Source organism: Veillonella sp. ZSJB6, assembly GCF_051549505.1.
Lineage (GTDB): Bacteria > Bacillota > Negativicutes > Veillonellales > Veillonellaceae > Veillonella.
This window is the reverse complement of sequence record NZ_JBPUGE010000001.1, coordinates 379,717-397,315: the sequence shown is the minus strand read 5'-3', so window position 1 is coordinate 397,315 and position 17,599 is coordinate 379,717. Positions and strand designations below refer to the sequence as shown.

Below are 17,599 nucleotides of genomic sequence, written 5' to 3'. Positions count from 1 at the left end.
GGGGTGATTTTGTGATTAACATTAACAATGCTGTTCAGTTTCAACATTTAATCTGGGATCGAGTAATGAAACACGCTAATGTTGTAGTAGATGCAACATGTGGCAATGGCCATGATTTATTGTATCTAGCAGAGCGAGCAAGAAAAGGCTGTCATTTATATGGCATCGATATCCAAATGAAAGCTATTAATAGTAGCCAAGAGTTATTGCAGTCAAATGATATAGCTGAAGATGTGAGCCTAACATTTATCCATGACTCCCATGATCGTGCATTAGTTAATCAGTTAAAAGATGAAGTAATTGATTTAATGATTTTTAACCTAGGATATTTACCAGGTGGCGATCATCAAGTTATAACTAAACCGCATCAAACAATTGACGCTATAAAAGAGGGTTTAGAGAAATTATCTAAATCTGGAGTTATCACAATTGTTGCTTACCCTGGAACAACAGAAGGGTTAGAAGAAATGCAGATCCTTAAATCGTATTTATCAGATTTAGAACAGAAATTGTATAATGTATGTCATTGGCATCCAATGAATCAAATAAATAATCCACCTGAGTTATTTATATTGCAAAAACGATAAAAAGAAATATATCTTTATTCATTATGAATAAAAGTCATAAGAAACATGTAAAAGCCCCTTTATAGGGGCTTTTATTTATACATGCATATTATTCTAGTTTTAAATTATTAATTTCGTATAAATAGATGAAGCCTATAGGCTATGTGTTTGTACGCCCTCAATCTATAGAATGTTAACGTTTTTTTAAATATAAATATAATATGCATAACTAGTATGAGATATGCGATTTATACCATATATTAATTATGAATATATGGTATAATAATAGCAGAAAGATACTATTCTCTTTTATGTGCAAGTTTTAAAAAAGGGAGTTTAAAATGAAACGCTATCGCTATAACAAAATTAAAGAAATCGTTCAGTCCAAGGCGATTGAAACTCAGGAGGAATTAGCAGCGGCCTTATTAGAAGAAGGTATTGAGGTAACGCAAGCTACTGTTTCTCGTGATATTAAGGAATTGATGTTAATCAAAATTCCTACAGGCGATGGACACTATCGATATGCATTATCTCCAGAAGAAAATGTAGTTCTATCTCGTAGTCGAATCAATCGATTATTCCAAGATTCTCTAATTAAGGTAGATCATAGCTTGAATCAAGTCGTATTACATACAATTCCTGGTTCAGCTCAATCCGTAGCATTTTCCATTGACCATGCAAAATGGTCTGAAATTATTGGTACATTAGCTGGTGATGATACAATTTTGTTAATTGCAAAATCTGAAGCTGAAGTTCCAGCAATTTTGGCGAAAATTCAAGATTTAATGAAGGACTAAATAGATGTTAACGCAAATGAGCATTCGCAACTTTGCGTTGATTGAGCAAATGAATATTTCATTTAATGATGGCATAACTATCTTTACCGGCGAAACTGGGGCAGGGAAATCCATATTAATGGATGCCTTTAGTATCCTTTTAGGAGAGCGCGCAAGCAGCGAGTTCATTCGTCATGGTAAAGATAGTTTTGTTATAGATGGAATATTTGATATTGCCGATCACCAAAGTATACAAGAGCTATTAGAATCTAAAAATATTATGGTTGAAGAAGGGGAGTTAATTCTCTCCCGGTCATTTAATCGCAATGGTAAATCTACCATCTTAGCTAATGATCAACCTATACCATTAAAAGCATTAAAAGAAATTGGTCAATATTTAGCTGATATTCATGGTCAATATAGTAATCAACGATTATTAGATGCCGACACGCATCATGAATATTTAGATACCTATAATAAAGAGGGACAGAAGGCTTACAAGACCTATTTAGATGCTTATAAAGTATATAAACAAGCCAAACAAGATGTAGATCATTTACAAGAAAATATGTCTGAACGAGCGCGAGAGCTCGATATGCTACGATACCAAATCGATGAGATTGAAGAAGCAGGACTTACTATCGGAGAAGATGTTTCTATTGCAGAGGAATTAAAACGACTCGATAGTTTTGAACATATTGATAAGGTATTAGGTTCTTGTTATGATGCCTTTTATAATGGTCGTCAACCATTACTAGACACGATCAACTCTATTAAGGTAGAAGTTAATGACCTTGTAAAATATGATGGTGAACTGAAAGAAGTATCTGAAATGGTTGATTCTGCTTATTTCCAACTGGAAGAGGCTGCACAATCGTTAGATCGTTATAGAGATACTATTAGCTATGACGAAGAACGCTATAAGTATTGCCAAGATAGAGATACAACTATTTACGGCTTAAAGAAAAAATATGGTGAAACTGTAGAAGAAATTCTGGCTTACGAAGAAAAGGCACAAGCTCGTTTAGAGGAATTAGAAGGCCTTGTATTTGCACAAGACGAATTAGAAGCTCGTCTTGAAGAGGCAAAAAAGGTAGCAGAAGAAGCTTTAACAGTTTTACGTGATGTACGTCTTAAAAATGCAAAGATCATTGCTAATGCTCTACACCAGGAATTAGTAGACCTAGGCATGCCAAAAGGGGAGATTCAGTTCCATATAGAGGATGGGGATGACTTATCTGCTTTAGGGGCAAAGTCCATTGAACTTCTATTCTCTGCCAATAAAGGGGAACAATTGTTACCACTTCACAAGGTAGCCTCTGGTGGTGAATTGGCTCGGATTGCATTAGCCTTCAAATCTGTCTTCCGTAGTGATACGTTCAAGACAATGGTATTTGATGAAATTGATGTTGGTATTAGTGGAGATATAGCTTTAAAGGTTGCTGAAAAGATTCTACATCTCTCTAAGACAAATCAAGTATTCTGTATTACTCATTTACCTCAAACAGCAAGTATTGCAAAACAACATTACCATTTGGCTAAAATTGAGCAAGATGACCGTACTGTGTCAACATTGTCGGTACTTAATGAAGAGGAACGAGTAACACAAATTGCTTCTATGATGTCTGGTCGAGGCATGTCCTCCACTGCATTGGCAGCAGCTAAGGAACTAATTGACCATTTTAATTGACTAAAATCGCATAATTACTTATACTAATAGTATTAAGTGAATATGTTGATAGAGGTGCGAGTATAAAGAGTAATCATGAGGAGCCGGCATGCATTGATCCATGATAAAAGGGATGCTTGCCGAAGTTCGGTGATTGCGACTCATCGTTCTGGTTGTCTATTTAATAGATGGACGACTGTCATCAATTTGAATTGGTGGAGTGCTATCATTGAGCTTTTAGTAACAGTTATAAGCTATATAAACTATAAGGCCAGTGGATGCATCCACTGGCTTTTTTGGAGGTATATATGATTCGAGTAATGGTAAATGGCGCTGGCGGTAAAATGGGCCGCGAAGTAGTCAAAGCAGTACATAATGATCCTGAATTAACATTAGTAGGTGGTATCGATCCTACTAAGGCAGGTCAAGATGTAGGCACCGTAGCGGGCATCGAACAATTAGGAATTACAATGAATGCCTCCATCGATGAGGTACTTGATACAAATAAACCTGATGTTATTGTAGATTTTACAAATCCTGCTGTCATCTATGAAAATGCTAAAAAGATGTTATCTGCAGGCATTCACGTAGTTATTGGTACTACTGGTTTAACGGCGGAACAACGCGATGAATTAGATGCTATTGGTCGTAAAAATGATGCCAATTGCCTTGTAGCACCTAATTTCTCTCTTGGTGCAGTTATGATGATGAAGGTTTCTGCTGAATTGGCTCCATATTTCCCTAATGTAGAAATTATTGAGCTTCATCATAACCATAAATATGATGCTCCATCCGGTACATCTATTTTAACAGCTAAATTAATTAACGAAGCTAAACAAGCTGCGAATGCAACTGCAGCAGAAGATTTAACGCGTGAAAGTTTACCAGGTGCTCGTGGCGCTAAGGTTGATGACGTAACCATTCACAGCGTTCGTTTACCTGGTTACGTAGCTCACCAAGAAGTACTATTTGGTGGCTATGATGAAACATTAACAATTCGTCACGATAGTTTAAGTCGTCTTTCCTTTATGCCAGGCGTAGTATTAGCATGTAAAAAAATTAGTACTAAAGCTGGTTTAACATACGGCTTAGAGCATTATTTATAATATAATAGCAAGGAGATATAGTAATGAAAAAACCTAATGTTGCAATTCTTGGTGCTACTGGTGCAGTAGGTGCTGAATTTATTACACTTATTGAAGAGCGTAATTTCCCATATGAAAATTTAAAGTTGTTAGCATCTGCTCGTTCTGCAGGTACTGAACTTACCGTTAATGGTAAAACATATGTAGTAGAGGAAGCTAAACCTGAATCCTTTGAAAATATTGATATCGCTCTATTTGCAGGTGGTTCTATTTCTAAAACATTAGCACCAGAAGCAGCTAAAAGAGGCGCTATCGTTATTGATAACTCTAGTGCATTCCGTATGGATCCTGAAGTACCTCTTGTAGTACCAGAAGTAAATCCAGAAGATATTTTAAAACATAAAGGTATCATTGCGAATCCTAACTGCTCCACTATTATTATGAGCTTAGGTTTGAAACCACTTCATGATATTTCTCCAATTAAACGCATTGTGGTAAGTACATACCAAGCAGTTTCCGGTGCAGGTAAAGAAGGTATTGAAGAACTTGAAAACCAAGTAAGACAATATACAGCTGGCGAGGAAATGACTGCAAACTTATTACCAACAGGTTCTGCGCCTAAACATTATCCTGTAGCATTTAACCTTTTACCACAAATTGATGTGTTCTTGGACAATGATTACACAAAAGAAGAAATGAAAATGGTTCATGAAACACAAAAAATTCTTCACGACGACACAATTCAAGTTGTACCAACTACTGTACGTGTTCCAGTGTATCGTTCCCACTCTGAATCTGTTTTAGTAGAAACAGCAGAACCAGTTTCTGTAGAAGCTTTTAAAGCAGCATGTGAGAAATTCCCTGGTTTACAAGTAAAAGATAATCCTGCAGAACAAATTTACCCAATGCCATTATATACATCTAATCAAAACGACTGTGAAATCGGCCGTATTCGTAAAGACTTATATAATGATAAAGGTATGAATTTCTGGATTGTAGGGGACCAAATTCGTAAAGGTGCAGCACTTAATGCGTTGCAAATTGCTGAGTACTTGGTAGAAAAACAAGCATTTTAATCTATCAAGGGGAGGACAGATATGAAAACCTTTGGTCGAGTATTAACGGCTATGATTACATCATTTAATAATGATGGATCCTTAAACATAGAAAATAGTGTAGCTATTGCTAATCATTTGTTAGATAATGGATCCGATGGCCTCGTTGTATGCGGTACAACAGGGGAAAATCCATCCATGTCCAAAGAGGATAAATTAGCATTATTTACAGCTGTTGCTAAAGAATGTGGTCATAAAGGTTCTATTATTGCTAATGTAGGTTCAAATGACACAAAATCTTCTGTAGAATTTGTGAAAGAAGTTTCTAAAATTGATGGAATTGATGGCTTATTAGTTGTAGTACCTTACTACAATAAGCCAAATCAACAAGGCCAATATTTACACTTTAAAGCTATTGCAGAGGCTACTACACTTCCAATCATGGTATATAATGTACCAAGCCGTGTTGGAACAGGAATTTTTCCTACAACACTAGCTCAATTACATAGTGAATATCCACATGTATGTGCTATTAAAGAAGCTAGTGGCAATCTTATGATTGCATCTGAAATCAAACGCTTAATGCCAGGAGAAGACTTCATGGTATACAGTGGGGATGATGGACTTACATTACCAATGTTATCAGTAGGTGCTTGTGGTGTAGTATCCGTAGTGTCCCATTTGGCTGGCAAAGATATGAATGCTATGATTCAAGCTTATGAATCAGGTCATAATCACGAAGCACTTCGTATTCATCAAAGCTTAGCGGATATCATTAAAGCGATGTTTATCACTACAAACCCAATTCCTGTTAAATATGCAGCTCGTAAAATTGGCTTACCTGCGGGTGTATTTAATTTACCGATGTGTGATCCTAGTGCTGAAGAAGCAGCATATATTGATAAAGCTTTAGCTGAATATGTAAAATAAAATATAGAGATACTAAAAACAGTAGCTATCATATGTAGCTACTGTTTTTTTTGTATCTGTATATAGATTGTTAAAACTTAATAGCGAACTAATATAAAAATAAAACGGCTACAATATGATATGTAGCCGTTTTATATTAAATTCTATCGCGTACAAGACCGATTACAAGGCCTTCAATATGACAATCATCCACAATAATAGGATCAAAATCATCATTTTCAGGTTGTAAACGAATATGTCCATTTTCTTTATAAAAACGTTTTACAGTAGCTTCATCATCAATACGAGCCACTACGACATCACCATTATTAGCGGTATTTTGATGGCGTACAATAAGCATATCGCCTTCATACATACCGATATTCATCATAGATTCGCCTTGAACACGAAGTAAGAAACAATCAGAATCTCCAGTCAATTGAACAGGCAATGTAAGGGTAGACTCTAAGTTTTCTACAGCGGTAATAGGCATACCAGCTTGAACAGTACCAATGAGAGGAACTTGTTTTAGACCGGCACCTAAAAATTCAAAGTTATCAGAGCTTGAAGTTTCATTACCAGCTACAGAAATAGAAGGTTTTGTATCCTCTAAAACAGTAATAGCACGGTTTTTATTAGGATCTCGTTTAATATAACCAAACTTTTCAAGAGCATTCAAATGAGATTGTACAGTAGATGTAGAACTAAGCCCTACATGTGTACAGATTTCACGAACAGTAGGACAACGATATTCATTATGTAGTGAATCTTTAATAAAATCTAATATACGGCGCTGTTTAGTATTAATATCTGTAGCAGGGCGTCTCACGATGAACCTCCAAAGTCAATGTAATGTCAATATTTATATGCGTAAAAAATAACACATGTCATGCTATATAATGAAAAAGTAAGATAATTACTAACTTACATACTTATTATAGGCAATTTTAAAAGTTTTTGCAAACATTTGTTCTAAAACTCTTGACCGAACATTCGTTCGTGTGCTATTATATGCATGTAAACAAACAAATGTTCTCAGATATTATGTTCGATGTAAATGTGAGGTATGAGATGAAAAATATATTAATGATGCTAGGAATGTGCTTAACAGTATTATTTGGTTATAATATGACAAACCCTGTAACAGATGCAAATACACATGCAGTACGCGAAGTAAAGGTACAAGCAGGCGATACAATGTGGGATATTGCAGCTCGCACAGCTCATAAAGATATGGATGTTCGTGAAATGGTATATGCCATGAAAGAACTTAATAACATCAGTGATTCTGGTACACTTGTACCTGGTACAGTTTTAAAGGTACCAGCACATAAAACTGATAGTCCAGTTAGAGCTTTGGACTATGTGGCTCAAAACTAAATATATATGGGTGTAACCCACACGAAAAAGCAGCTACTCAATAGAGATAGCTGCTTTTTGTTGTTTCATGTATGTTATTAACCGATTTATAGTTATTATCTAAATCAAGTGATTAATAGTTGTTATCTAAATCGCTTTTCAAAGATTGTTGAAATAGGATTGTCTACAAACTTGTTCGCTTCATTAATATAACGACGAACCATATTAACGCTATGGTGGCGTGTTTGTCTCATAATATTACGTTCTTCCACACCATAGGCTGCAGCAGTCGTTGCAAAGCCATGACGCAAGCTATGGGCTCCATACATGGCAGGATCAAGACCGATAAGAGAAATATATTTCTTTACGATTTCGGCAATCATCTTATCGGATATAGCTGTTTTACGTAACGACATATTTTTAGTAAAGCCTCTAAATACAGGTCCTTCTGTTATACCAGAGACACGTAACCATTGCTGTAAGGCACGAACTGCGTCTAACGGAGAACCAGATAGATGCGGAATCGCCACTACAGCACCTTGACCTTCTTGGTCAGCTTTAGATGATGGTACAAAGATCTCAACACCTTGTGGAGAGAATTGAAGATGTTCTACTGTAATAGCCGCAATTTCGCTACGCCGAAAAGCACCCATAAATCCGATTAAAAGAATAGCTTTATCACGTAATAGTTGTAATTCAGGTACATCTAGCTTGGTCATACAATCTAAAATATCTTCAATATCCTCTAAAAGGACTGGTGTCTTACCTTGTTGGAATGTACCTTTTAAACGTCTAATGCCCCGTAACGCTTGTTTTACGATAGGTGCCATACATGGATTATCCCGATGGCCAGACGCATTATAATTCTCAGATATAGCGCTAATACGACGAGAAATCGTATTTGCTTTAGCATAATCAGCAAGATCATTAATATAGTTCACTATAGTTTCTGGTGTAGCCGGAAAATAAGATACCTTTTGATAGGTACACCAATCTACGAAATCGTCCCAATCCGATTCGTAAGCATCCACAGTATTTTCAGCCTTAGACAGCAATATACTTTGTTTGGCTTTCATAGACAACTTGGTACTATTCATAAGCGCATCATTATTGCGCAAATAGAAATGTTTTTGTTGTTCCTTAGACTCTGACATAATTCACCCTTACCCCTAAAAATATCAATATAATTGTACCATAGAATAGGTACTTATATGCTATAATTAGAGAATATAATGACTAATTTGGGAGAGTTTATAATACAATGAGTAAAAAATATATAATATTAGGGACTATGCTTGTCCTGCTGAGTACGAGCGGCTGCTCATACATCCCAACAGAAAATATATCGTATGGCGTATTTTACAATGATACTGATTTATCTAATACACCAAAGAGTGAATTACAAGCTCAAATACAAGAACTAAATAGTAAAATACCACAACAGACTATATCCATTGATATGGGGAATAATAAAAAACAACAGGCTACGTATCATGATTTAGGTATTCAGGTAGATACAGAGGCTGTAGTGAAAGCTATTTCTACATATGGGTATGAAGATGATTGGTGGACCTTGCTTGCACATAGATTTAATGCCTTATATTATGGCCAACATTTTCAACCACAATATAAGCTAGACGAGGTAAAAAGTAAAACCTACCTTACAGAACTTGCCAAATCAATTGATACTCCAGGTCATGATGCATATCTAACTATTGAGAAGGGTCAAGTTGTATTCCATCCTGCTAAAGAAGGTAAACGCATTGATATTGATGCAACCTTACAAAACCTTAAGGATCAATTACAATCTGGAGAAAGCATCACATCTCTATCTATGGTATTTACCACAAAAAATACTATTAAGGTTACTGATTCTGATTTAAAACCATTAAATACCGTTCTAGCATCCTTTAGTACAGATTTTGATCCAAATAATGAAAGCAGAACACATAATATTCAACTCGCATCTGATAAAATCAATGGTACATTGATTAAACCTGGTGCAGTATTCTCCTTTAACGATGTTGTAGGTGAACGTACTGCTGAGGCTGGCTATGATGATGCACCGGTAATGATTGATGGCAAATTAGTTCCAGGTATTGGTGGTGGCATTTGCCAAGTTAGTTCTACCATCTTTAATACAGCATTATTATCTGGCATGAATATTGTAGAACGTACACCTCACTTTGAACCTGTTGGATATATTCAAGCTGGTCGTGATGCTACAGTAGCATGGGGCTATTTGGACTTTAAGTTTAGAAATCCATACCAGCAATCCATTTATATCCTCAGTGTGATGAATCATGGTACACTAATCATCTATATTATAGGTACTGCTCAAGACAAGCCTAAAAATGTATCTATTTCAGTTGGTGATCGTAGTGAAATACCAAATAAGACAATTACACGCGTAGATCCGTCTTTAAAAGAAAAAGAAGTACAAGAAGGGCATGTAGGCTTAACAATGAATACGTATAGAACCATAACATATGGTAATTGGGTTACACAAACTGATTCCTTTGAATCTGTATATGACCCAGTAGATACAATCATAACAATGCCACCTGAAGGTTCAACTAAAAAAGCAGATAAAAAGAAACCATAATTAAAGATTTTATTAAATATAGCCTAAACTATTGACCATGAGGTATAAATAGTTTAGGCTATTATTTGGATGTAATTGAGAAACCAATATATACATATTACAAAGTATATGGAAATCCAATACAGAATATTGAGGATATAATCTATTCTCAATCATTCTCAATAATTATCATTTAGTTAAATAGAAGAGGAAACTATGGACACAATCTTACAATTTGATCACTCCTTGATCTTCTATGTACATGACCATCTTGTATATAGTTTTTTAACACCAATTATGGCATTTATTTCAAAAATTACTGGCAGCGGTGCCTTATGGATTGTCATTGCCTTATTATTGATGTTACAAAAAAAATACCGTGTATTAGGCGTAGCTATAATAATTGCATTAGGATTTGTATTAATCATCGGTGACCAAGGTTTAAAACCACATGTAGCTAGATTAAGACCATTTGTAGATTTTCCTAATGTAACAGTACCATTAGAGTCTGCGTTACCAAAAGCAAATAGTTATTCATTCCCGTCAGGCCATAGTTTTGGTTCATTTGCATCTGCCATGACCATTTACCTAGGCTTGAGTCAAATAGCGCCTCAGAAGCGATATTTGGGAATTATAGCATTACTTGGGTCATTAGTAGTAGCATTTTCTAGAGTATATCTATTTGTACATTATCCAACAGATGTATTAACAGGCTTAGTATTGGGCATTATCGTAGGCTTCATTGCATGGAAGCTTGCAAGAATCGGTTGGAACTGGTGGACTAACCGTCATAATGATGTAGAATACGAACCATACACATTTAAACGCAAATAAGCTTAATAAGTAAAAAAACTATATAACATAAGGGATTGGGCCATATAGGCCCAATTTTCTTTATATAATTACTTCCGATAATATATCGTTATCGGAAGTAATTCAAAAACAAATAAAAAACTAGCCTATATATCTATAAGCTAGTTTATTTACATTTCAACCCAAATAAGCCTTTAAATTACTCAATCAACAGATCCTATCGTTTCATATTATGTAATCTATTCAATTACACAATATTTAACTCAATTTATCTAACCTTATAATTCTAATTTAATTTATGTAACCTAGTTAATCTCACTATATAAAACTTAATATATGTAAATGTTTAAACTATGTTTTTTAAGCTTATTAATCATTAACCTTAGGTGTATATACAAATAAACTCTTAAATAATGTTTAGTATCTAATACAACTATCTTTTTATATAACATCATTTAGCTATATATATTTATATAAGTCTTACATAACCTTAATATATACCAAACTAACTAGATGCTTATGATTCCTTATTTTATGTAGGTTTATGGTAACTATAATTTTATTATTATAGATGTATGTGTAGAATTATTATTATTTAATTTTAAATACATATTGAAATTTTTGATATAAGGTTGTAAAATAAGCATATAAGTTATGTAATTTACTCATATTAACTCTCACGGAGGTATTATATGTGCTGGTGTGACATCGTAAGTAAAGCCAAAATTGGCAGTTTAAAACATTTAGGTAATGGTATGGAAGGTTCCTTAAGATTCTTAGCTGAAATTATTGTAGGTCTAAGTATCCTTCGTGTATTCGTTAACTGGATTTTCGGAGTTTAGACCTTACAATTAAATATAATATATAAAAGACGCTTAGTATGCTAAGCGTCTTTTTTGTATATATTAAGTTTATTAGGGTTATATCTTTACATACTACACTAGATCATATTATTGATATGCTTCGCTGCAATCGATATATTCCATAATCAGTTGGCAAATTTGACCATCTTTATCAAAGGCCCAGTATACAGGATATAAACCATCTCCAAAGCCGGATTGAATCATAGGTACTGTTAATTCAGTTTCAGGAATTGTAAAGTTAATCCAATCCCCTTTAGACCGTTGGAATTGTGGATATGCCAATGCATTTAACTGGAATAAATCACTGTAGTAATCATCATAGATATTTTTGTCAGGATAGTTTGTATGCCATTGATCATAGAACTTTCTATAGGTTTCGATAGTTTCTGCATCAACTACAGTAGCAAGTCCAGAATCTACAGGGAATCCGATATAGCTTTCACCATCATCAAGATCTGTTAAGTCTTCCGTACCTTTCAAAGCCAATTCATAGTTCACAGGCTCATTGCCACTAAAAACAACACGGCTTGCCACATAGCGATACTCATTTGGTTCCATTTCAATAATTTTTGTTTCTAACAAATACGTACCTGGTTCTACCGTTCTAATATACGTATCTGGTTTATTAGGTAATGTTACCAAAGGATCACAGCATGTAATATGACCTGTTGGGAACGTTACAGTCCACATAGGCAATGTATGCAACGGAAAGCCTTTTAGCTCTTTACGGTTGAATAAATCATGATATGGTACGGTAGGTTTTAATTTACCTTCAGAACCTAAACGATTAAACGTTTGAATCCATTCACTTGTCAATTTAGATTGTTCCATATTACTCCTCTGCTTCGTGTTTACAATGAATATACTCGCCCTCTAACACTTCATATGCTGCTGTTTTACGTATAATTTGTTTAACTAATGTATCTAACTGGGAACCATTTGTATAGTCTGCAGGTGCATAATAGCGTATACGGTGATGACGCATCATCTTATACACCTTATCTTTATCCTTTTTAATAGGATCATACACACCTATGGAATGGCCTCCATTTGCGTTAACAAGGCTCATGCAAGGAATATCTGTATCACTATCCCCAATATAAATCATATTGCGGAATGGGACACGTTGGTCCTCAGGCTTAATATAATCGTTAACGCCTGTATCATTAATATCTAGAATCCCCTTTTGAATACGGAACAAAAACTGAGTTTTATTCGTATAGTTAATTGCTTGCGCAGGCCACACAGCTACGCCCTTATCATCAAACATGAATGCGCTGGCATAGATTTTTGTGAAAGCTCCCTCTTTCGCCATTTCAGTGCCTTCTATCATCTCTTTCAATCCAGAAGAGATAATATAATGCTCAATGCGTACCCCATGTTCTAATCCATATTCTCGAATACGTTCAAACCAAGTGCGAACACCGTCATACAATTCTACTTGATTCCCATATTCCATGAGCTTTTCTTTAGTTACATAAAAGCGACCTACTGCTTCTTGAATCATCTTGTACATATAGGCTAAGTTATTATCCATATCATTTTTCTTAGCCAATTGATTAGATTCTTGCCAGAACTGCTTGATTTGCTCCTCATCATAGCCAACAGATTGAATAAAGCCTTGTGCCTGCATATCATCAGGGGTTAAAGTCTTATCAAAATCATAGCACATGGCAAGAACTGGCATAGAATCTTCACGTGATACTAAGGATGAATCTTTAGTATCACTTTTGTAGGTTATCATACGACACCTCCTTGTGATAATAAAACAACTAAACAATTAATAAGTCTATTCACTCTCTTATATTCCTGAGGTGTCCCTTTGACAACCCCCTTTGTTATCTATTTTACACGATACGTCAACGAAACAGCGTTATATAGCATCGTAATTCCATCTAAAATAGAGTTTCTTGCCTGTAATTTGTATCAACAATCCAGCTTTTTTCCATGCTTTCTTTAATAATTGCTGTTTTTGAAAGCTGGTCAATAAGGAAACTAGAATTTGGATCATGTAACAAACGATTATGCTGGACCGCCGCCTGATTTGTATTAGCATAACAATAGCGACAGAAATGACTACAACTATCATAGGCACCTATATCACCATGTAAATAACAATTACATTCCGGTCTCGCTGGTACCCGTTTAGGTGCTTTTAACGTAACATTCCAAGCCCGTTCATAACAATCTAAGGTTAAACAACCTTCCGTATTAGCCCCTAATTCTTTAAATGCGTCCCCTTCTCCACAGGTTTTAAGGTCCATATTGCAAGAATGAGCAATAGAAATAAGCTCCTTAATAATGTTATGTTGTACATCAACACTTGGTCTAAAACCTTCAGGAAAGTTCTGAGCCACCTTATCAAATATATCTAAGAAACTTACAACTACCGTATCCGTATATCCTTCTAGCGCCTTAGCCATGTTATAAAAGCTTTCAAAATGGAAATCTATTGTGTAGATATGGGTTAAAATAATAGGATCATAACGCCACACCATGGATTGAGGATTCAGTCTTGTTGATATTTGTTTAAATCCGTCTATTACAGAATCTGCTTTTGGTACATAGGGCTCGATATCTGGACCATAAGGGGTTATAGTCATGTGCCAAAACTGTCTATAATCATTTATTTCATGTAAGAGCGGAATAAATGGCAAAGGATTCTTTGTACAAAACGCAATACCATCTACTACTTCATGATTAATAGGATACCGTGTTATCTGCATTGGGTTATAGGGATTTCGTACATCTACAAATCCTTGATGAACACGATTAATCAACCATTGCCCATAAAAGGCAGGAATATCCGTACGTTGTCCCGTCTGTAAAATCATTGTCCTGCCCTTTCATAAAACAAAAATATAGATGTATTATATCATATTCAATATTAATTATTTATGTAGTAAGTGTGATATTTATAGTATGGTACATTCTCATTTTATGGTACTATTAAGTGTATTAAAAATGAGGAGAACAAAAAGATGAACGATATATTTGAAAAGAATCATCCTATGAAGGATGACAAAGAGTTTATTACCGCTTATTGGAGCGATCGAGCACGTGATTTTGGGTCATTGCGAGCTAAAGAATTAGAAAGCCCTAAACTTAAGCTTTGGCGTGATGAATTGATGAGCCATATCTTTGACTCTGATCGATCTCTACGCATTTTAGATATTGGCTGTGGCGCTGGATTTTTTAGTATTATTCTCTCTGAATTGGGCCATACAGTACATGGTATTGATATTACCCCAAATATGATTGATGAAGCTAATCAACTTGCCGAATCACTAAACTCCGATGCCACCTTCTCCGTCATGGATGCTGAAAATCTTAGCTTTGATTCTAATACCTTTGATATTGTTGTAGCCCGCAATGTAACATGGAACTTACCACATCCAGATAAAGCCTATGCAGAATGGTTACGCATCATTCGTCCAGGTGGTTTAATCCTCAATTATGATGCGGAATATGCTCGCAATCACCATGACTTGCCACCATCTGTTCATCATGCCCATGAACATGTAAGCAATGATTTAAAAGAGCGGTGCCATACTATTTATCATATGCTTGAAATTTCATCCTTTACACGCCCTCAATGGGATAAAGAAGTGCTCACAAAATTAGGTGCTAGCTCCGTCACTATTGACTCCACAGTAGGACCTCGTATTTATAACGAAAAAGATGAATTTTATATCCCTGTACCAATGTTCTTGGTAAAAGTAATAAAATAGCATTCAAAGTAAAACATTACAAAATAAACCCACTCCATATGATATGTACCCCTTTTATTAAGTATCTAATAAAGGAATATATCATACTATGAGTGGGTTTTCTTTTATAAATCATTTCTTATTGTCTTTAATGATAGAGTCATCAAAGTTATAGGTTGTTATAAATTTTGTTTTAGGATTTGCTGCATTGCCAATCTCTTCTAAATATTTATTAGAAGCTATTTGGAGATCTTTCTTATACGCATCAGCCAAGGTTTGTAAATTATTTGTATTGCTTACCCGTTTAAAGGTTTGATCCATAAATTTAATAGTATCTGTTTTTGAATCATAAATAAGAGCAGTATTTGGTATGCCAGTAATATCCATCTTGATTGTATTAGAATTTGAGCTATCTGCGTTACCTACTATATCGTTAGCACTCATTACAAGTGTAAGAGCCGTAATATAATTTAGACGAGTTTCCTTTATATCCCCTACCATTTGAGTAGATTCAATAACAGGTCTCTTTTCAGGCGTCGTATATTGATAGTTATAAGCTTTCATATCTGCTGTATAAATCGTCTTACTATCATTTCGAGCTGTAAGATTCATCGTAAAAATAGGCGTATCAACAGCGCTGACTACATTTTGAACGGTATAGCCTGAGTAAGCAATCCATTCCCCTTCAGCTCCTTTAGGCTGAGAAGACGCACTATTACTACTACAACCAGCTAATATCAACAAACTAACTAAGGCGATACAAAGTGAAAGGTATTGAAGTATTCTTTTTAGCATAGCAGTACCTCGCATACAAACTTATATTATATAAATACAAACCTAACTAGTACTAAACTAGACAAGAAAAAGCTAATCAATTACAGCTATAGTTTTTTTAATATATTAGTTACTGAAATACGCTTGAGCCATAGTGATTTCTACACGAAGTTTTTCTTCATCAATAGTAAGCAATTCTTTGTCTTTCATAAGGACTTTACCGCCTACAATTGTAGTATTAGCATCAGAACTATTCGCAGAGTATACAAGTGCTGCTAAATCATTATAGCGAGGCATCCAGTGCATCCCAGATACATCATATAAAACAATATCTGCACGGTAGCCTGTTGCTAATACACCAAGGTCTGTATAGCCTAAAGCTTTTGCACCTTCTACAGTGCCCATATTCCAAGCTGCTTGTGCAGGAATGGCTTTAGGGTCGTAGAGACGTGCTTTATGTAAGGTAGCTGCAAGGCGTACTTCTTCAAGCATGTCCGCATTGTTATTCGAAGCAGAACCGTCTGTACCGAGACCAACAGTAATACCTTTACCGATCATTTCAGGAACTGGTGCAGTACCACTTGCTAATTTAAGGTTAGATTGTGGATTATGGGCAACAGCTACATTATTTTCTGCCATAATATCCATATCTTCGTCTGTTACATGAACACAGTGTGCAGCTAATGTAGTATTCCAGAATAACCCTAAATCATACATATGAGCAATTGGTGTCTTACCAGTAGCTTTTATAACATTCTCTACTTCCCCTTTTGTTTCGGATAAGTGCATATGAATGCCACAATTTAGTTCATGAGATAAGGCAATAACCTTTTCCATGTACGCATCTGGACAAGTATATGGTGCATGCGGTCCAAGTAATACCTTGATACGGTCATTATCAAAGCCATTCCATGTGCGGAATAAATCAGCATTTTCAACTAATGCTTGATCTGCTGTTGGGGATACACCTGCTAAGCCACGAGATAGTACAGAGCGAATACCAGTTTCTTTTACTACCTCAGCAGTAGTATTCATGAAGAAATACATATCGCTAAAGGTTGTTGTACCAGAACGCAACATTTCAGCGATGCCAAGTTGTGTGCCATACCGTACATATTCATCGTTAAGCTTTGCCTCAGTTGGCCAAATAGCCGTTTCTAGCCAGTCCATAAGCTCAAGATCATCTGCATAGTTTCTAAATAAACCCATTGCAATGTGAGTATGTGTATTAACAAGACCTGGAGCAGCCAATTGGCCTTTCCCATCTAATACATCTTTAGCAGACTCTTTAGCCTTTTCTACTTCACTATCCTTTACAATAGATGTAATAAAGCCATTTTCAATTTCAATGGCATGATTCTTGAGAACGCCCTCATTAGTTAAGACGTCTACATTGGTAATCAATAAATCAGACATAAGCTTCCTCATAGGTATAA

Annotated in this window: 18 protein-coding genes and 1 riboswitch; of the genes, 11 read left to right on the top strand and 7 right to left on the bottom strand. The window is 35.3% G+C overall.

Annotated elements, in window-relative coordinates:
- The first annotated feature begins 11 nt into the window (after positions 1–11).
- The 6 genes from ACSV5T_RS01810 to dapA all read left to right on the top strand — a co-directional run bounded on the left by ACSV5T_RS01810 (position 12) and on the right by dapA (position 6,081).
- Positions 12–587 (top strand): class I SAM-dependent methyltransferase, encoded by a 576-nt coding sequence (locus ACSV5T_RS01810; protein ID WP_005386627.1) that lies wholly within the window; start codon positions 12–14, stop codon positions 585–587.
- A 320-nt stretch (positions 588–907) separates the two neighbouring features.
- Positions 908–1,363 (top strand): arginine repressor, encoded by a 456-nt coding sequence (gene argR, locus ACSV5T_RS01805; RefSeq protein ID WP_024065706.1) that lies wholly within the window; start codon positions 908–910, stop codon positions 1,361–1,363.
- A 4-nt stretch (positions 1,364–1,367) separates the two neighbouring features.
- Positions 1,368–3,032, top strand: a complete 1,665-nt coding sequence (gene recN, locus ACSV5T_RS01800) for a DNA repair protein RecN (RefSeq protein ID WP_438320132.1) — start codon at positions 1,368–1,370, stop codon at positions 3,030–3,032.
- A gap of 41 nt (positions 3,033–3,073) precedes the next feature.
- Positions 3,074–3,245: riboswitch (Lysine riboswitch) on the top strand.
- Between the two features lie 74 nt (positions 3,246–3,319).
- Positions 3,320–4,117, top strand: coding sequence for a 4-hydroxy-tetrahydrodipicolinate reductase (gene dapB, locus ACSV5T_RS01795; RefSeq protein WP_438320131.1), 798 nt, complete (start codon positions 3,320–3,322; stop codon positions 4,115–4,117).
- 23 nt (positions 4,118–4,140) lie between these two features.
- Positions 4,141–5,172: an aspartate-semialdehyde dehydrogenase gene (locus tag ACSV5T_RS01790; RefSeq protein ID WP_438320130.1), complete on the top strand. Its 1,032-nt coding sequence runs from the start codon at positions 4,141–4,143 to the stop codon at positions 5,170–5,172.
- A 21-nt stretch (positions 5,173–5,193) separates the two neighbouring features.
- Positions 5,194–6,081 carry a 4-hydroxy-tetrahydrodipicolinate synthase gene (gene dapA / locus ACSV5T_RS01785; protein ID WP_438320129.1) on the top strand — a complete coding sequence of 296 codons (888 nt, stop codon included), beginning with the start codon at positions 5,194–5,196 and terminating at the stop codon, positions 6,079–6,081.
- Between the two features lie 136 nt (positions 6,082–6,217).
- Here the strand turns inward: dapA and lexA are convergent, their stop codons facing one another.
- Positions 6,218–6,889, bottom strand: a complete 672-nt coding sequence (lexA, locus tag ACSV5T_RS01780; RefSeq protein ID WP_438320128.1) for a transcriptional repressor LexA — start codon at positions 6,887–6,889, stop codon at positions 6,218–6,220.
- 242 nt (positions 6,890–7,131) lie between these two features.
- Between lexA and ACSV5T_RS01775 the strand changes: the two genes are divergently transcribed.
- Positions 7,132–7,440: a LysM peptidoglycan-binding domain-containing protein gene (locus ACSV5T_RS01775; RefSeq protein WP_295868843.1), complete on the top strand. Its 309-nt coding sequence runs from the start codon at positions 7,132–7,134 to the stop codon at positions 7,438–7,440.
- 122 nt (positions 7,441–7,562) lie between these two features.
- Here the strand turns inward: ACSV5T_RS01775 and ACSV5T_RS01770 are convergent, their stop codons facing one another.
- Complete coding sequence (locus tag ACSV5T_RS01770; protein ID WP_370815993.1) at positions 7,563–8,573, bottom strand: site-specific integrase; 1,011 nt, start codon at positions 8,571–8,573, stop codon at positions 7,563–7,565.
- A 107-nt stretch (positions 8,574–8,680) separates the two neighbouring features.
- Here ACSV5T_RS01770 and ACSV5T_RS01765 point away from each other — a divergent pair, with 107 nt between their 5' ends.
- The 3 genes from ACSV5T_RS01765 to ACSV5T_RS01755 all read left to right on the top strand — a co-directional run bounded on the left by ACSV5T_RS01765 (position 8,681) and on the right by ACSV5T_RS01755 (position 11,658).
- Positions 8,681–10,024 (top strand): VanW family protein, encoded by a 1,344-nt coding sequence (locus tag ACSV5T_RS01765; protein WP_438320126.1) that lies wholly within the window; start codon positions 8,681–8,683, stop codon positions 10,022–10,024.
- 195 nt (positions 10,025–10,219) lie between these two features.
- A complete protein-coding gene (locus tag ACSV5T_RS01760) occupies positions 10,220–10,837 on the top strand; it encodes a phosphatase PAP2 family protein (RefSeq protein ID WP_119207183.1) in 618 nt (205 codons plus the stop codon).
- Positions 10,838–11,508: 671 nt separating this feature from the next.
- Entirely contained in the window at positions 11,509–11,658 is a 150-nt protein-coding gene (locus ACSV5T_RS01755; protein WP_005386608.1) for a hypothetical protein, read from the top strand.
- A gap of 108 nt (positions 11,659–11,766) precedes the next feature.
- On the opposite strand, the gene ACSV5T_RS01750 is transcribed toward ACSV5T_RS01755, so the two are convergent.
- From ACSV5T_RS01750 to ACSV5T_RS01740, 3 genes are all read right to left on the bottom strand, one after another.
- The gene (locus tag ACSV5T_RS01750) at positions 11,767–12,510 is read right to left on the bottom strand and encodes a DUF4241 domain-containing protein (RefSeq protein ID WP_227720903.1); all 744 of its coding nucleotides are present in this window, start codon (positions 12,508–12,510) and stop codon (positions 11,767–11,769) included.
- A 1-nt stretch (position 12,511) separates the two neighbouring features.
- Positions 12,512–13,423, bottom strand: a complete 912-nt coding sequence (locus ACSV5T_RS01745) for a haloacid dehalogenase-like hydrolase (protein ID WP_005386606.1) — start codon at positions 13,421–13,423, stop codon at positions 12,512–12,514.
- Between the two features lie 151 nt (positions 13,424–13,574).
- Positions 13,575–14,513: a DUF1848 domain-containing protein gene (locus ACSV5T_RS01740; RefSeq protein ID WP_438320124.1), complete on the bottom strand. Its 939-nt coding sequence runs from the start codon at positions 14,511–14,513 to the stop codon at positions 13,575–13,577.
- Positions 14,514–14,660: 147 nt separating this feature from the next.
- On the opposite strand from ACSV5T_RS01740, the gene ACSV5T_RS01735 reads away from it, so the two are divergent.
- Positions 14,661–15,410 carry a class I SAM-dependent methyltransferase gene (locus tag ACSV5T_RS01735; protein ID WP_295825091.1) on the top strand — a complete coding sequence of 250 codons (750 nt, stop codon included), beginning with the start codon at positions 14,661–14,663 and terminating at the stop codon, positions 15,408–15,410.
- A 111-nt stretch (positions 15,411–15,521) separates the two neighbouring features.
- Here ACSV5T_RS01735 and ACSV5T_RS01730 read toward each other — a convergent pair whose 3' ends face one another.
- Together ACSV5T_RS01730 and ACSV5T_RS01725 are read right to left on the bottom strand one after the other, a co-directional pair.
- Positions 15,522–16,184, bottom strand: a complete 663-nt coding sequence (locus ACSV5T_RS01730; RefSeq protein WP_287512413.1) for a hypothetical protein — start codon at positions 16,182–16,184, stop codon at positions 15,522–15,524.
- Between the two features lie 105 nt (positions 16,185–16,289).
- Positions 16,290–17,579 (bottom strand): amidohydrolase, encoded by a 1,290-nt coding sequence (locus tag ACSV5T_RS01725; RefSeq protein ID WP_438320123.1) that lies wholly within the window; start codon positions 17,577–17,579, stop codon positions 16,290–16,292.
- Between the last annotated feature and the right edge of the window lie 20 nt (positions 17,580–17,599).